Below are 2112 nucleotides of genomic sequence, written 5' to 3' on the forward strand. Positions count from 1 at the left end.
GCCCCGAGAAGGGCAAGGGCGCCGGCCTCGTCTTGCCACGGTGCAACGCATCAGCGATGACCGCGCACCTCGAAGAGATCAGCCTCGCCGTCGATCTCGGTGCCCATGCCGTGCTGATGCTCGACGGAGCCGGGTGGCACAGCGCCGAGGACCTCGTCGTTCCCGACAACATCACCCTGTTGCCACTCCCGGCCCGGGCCCCAGAACTCAACCCGGTCGAGAACGTCTGGCAATTCCTGCGCGACAACTGGCTCGGAGACCGGATCTTCACATCCTGCGACGACATCGTCGATCGCTGCTGCAATGCCTGGAACAGGCTGACCGAGCAGCCATGGAAAATCATGTCTCTCGGACTGCGCGACTGGACTCATCGGTGATGATCAACACCGATTGGTATCAGACCCTTCCCCGCGCCTGCCCCCGTCCGGGAAGCTGCGTGAGCCGGCGCGACGGCGGTATCCGCTGCTGCCGGCTCCGCCCGGAAACGGACCGTCGCAGATCCACGCCGGGCCGTCCTCCGCTCGCGACACCGATCCCGGCCGGGCCCGCGCCTAAAGCCGGAAATCCTCGCCGAGATACAGTCGCCGCGCGTCGGCGTTGGCGACGATCTCCTCCGGGGTGCCCTCGGTGAGGATGCGGCCGGAATGGGCGATGTAGGCGCGGTCGATCAGGCCCAGCGTCTCGCGGACGTTGTGGTCGGTGATCAGCACGCCGATGCCGCGCTGCTTGAGGTGCTTGACCAGGTCCTGGATGTCGCCGACCGCGATCGGGTCGATGCCGGCGAAGGGCTCGTCGAGGAGCATGAAAGTCGGCGACGAGGCCAGCGCCCGGGCGATCTCGCAGCGGCGGCGCTCGCCGCCGGACAGCGCGATCGACGGGGATTTGCGCAGCCGCGCGATATCGAACTCTTCCAGCAGCGAATCGAGCTTTTTCGCCCGCGCCTTGCGGTCGGGTTCCGCGACCTCGAGCACGGCGCGGATGTTGTCCTCGACCGTGAGGCCGCGGAAGATCGAGGCTTCCTGGGGCAGGTAGCCGATGCCGAGGCGCGCGCGCTGGTACATCGGCAGGTGGGTGATCGGCAGGCCGTCGAGGGTGATGTGGCCACGGTCGGCCGCCACCAGCCCGGTGATCATGTAGAAGATCGTGGTCTTGCCGGCGCCGTTCGGCCCGAGCAGCCCGACCGCCTCGCCGGTCCGCACCGTGAGCCCGGCCTCGTGCACCACCGTGCGCGCGCCGTAGCTCTTGCGCAGGCCGCGGACGTGGAGGATGCCGGGGCCGCCCTCGACCTCGGCCGGGACGGCATCGGGCCTAGCGCGGCCGAGCACCCGCCCGAGCCAGGACGGGCGCGGGCTCGCGGTCTCGGATCGGTGCGGGGAGAGGGCCTGTCCGCCGGAGACGCCGAGCGAACCGCTCAATTGGCCTGGGCCCGGGTCTTGGCCTCGCCTTTGGCTGCGTCTGCCTTGGCGGCGTCCGCCTTGACGGCCTCCGCCGGCTTCGGCGCAGTTTTGGCGATGCCGGCCGGCTGGGGGCAGCCCTTGGCGGACTTGTTCGCGTCGGACTTCTCGCCCGGCACGAACAGGGCCGAGACGCGGCCGCCGGGCACCGGGTCCATGTTCGCCCGGCCGGTGTTCATGTCGTAGACGAGGCGCTGGCCGCGGGTGACGTTCTGGCACTGGCTCAGCACGACGTTGCCGGTGAGCACGATGCGCTTGGCGGCCTGGTCGAACACCGCGCTGTCGCCGGTGGCGACCTGGTCCTTCTGCACCACCGTGACCGGGCCGGCGCAATCCACCTTCTGGATGCCGTTCTCGCCCATGCCGGCGGCGTCTTTCGGCTTCTCCTCGGCCTCGGCGCCCGCATCCTTCTTGGCGGCGTCCTTGTCCTTGCCGCGCTTGTAGTGGACCGTCATCGTCGAGCAGCGGATGGTGCTGTCGCCCTGCACGGCCACGACGTTGCCGGCGAAGATCGCCTTGCTCTCGCGGTCGAACACGTCGAGGCGGTCGGCGTCGATCTTGATCGGCTCCTTGCCGCCGCCCATCGCGCCGAACGGCGAGGCCGCGTCCTTCTTGGCCGCGGCCGGGCGTTTCGGCGCGATGGGCGGCGGCAAGGAGC

The 2112-nt window shown here is 69.8% G+C and carries 3 protein-coding genes; 1 reads left to right on the forward strand and 2 read right to left on the reverse strand.

What is annotated here, in order from left to right; translation table 11 throughout:
- Positions 1–377 (forward strand): transposase (locus FV222_RS24085; RefSeq protein WP_187277454.1); only part of this gene is annotated, 377 nt, incomplete at its 5' end.
- A gap of 174 nt (positions 378–551) precedes the next feature.
- On the opposite strand, the gene lptB is transcribed toward FV222_RS24085, so the two are convergent.
- A complete protein-coding gene (lptB, locus tag FV222_RS24090; protein WP_147753835.1) occupies positions 552–1415 on the reverse strand; it encodes an LPS export ABC transporter ATP-binding protein in 864 nt (287 codons plus the stop codon).
- Positions 1412–2095, reverse strand: coding sequence for an LptA/OstA family protein (locus FV222_RS24095; RefSeq protein ID WP_246685632.1), 684 nt, complete (start codon positions 2093–2095; stop codon positions 1412–1414). The genes lptB and FV222_RS24095 overlap by 4 nt, the downstream gene beginning before the upstream one ends.
- Positions 2096–2112 lie beyond the last annotated feature (17 nt).

The sequence above is a fragment of the Methylobacterium sp. WL103 genome (assembly GCF_008039885.1).
Classification (GTDB): Bacteria; Pseudomonadota; Alphaproteobacteria; order Rhizobiales; family Beijerinckiaceae; genus Methylobacterium; species Methylobacterium cerastii.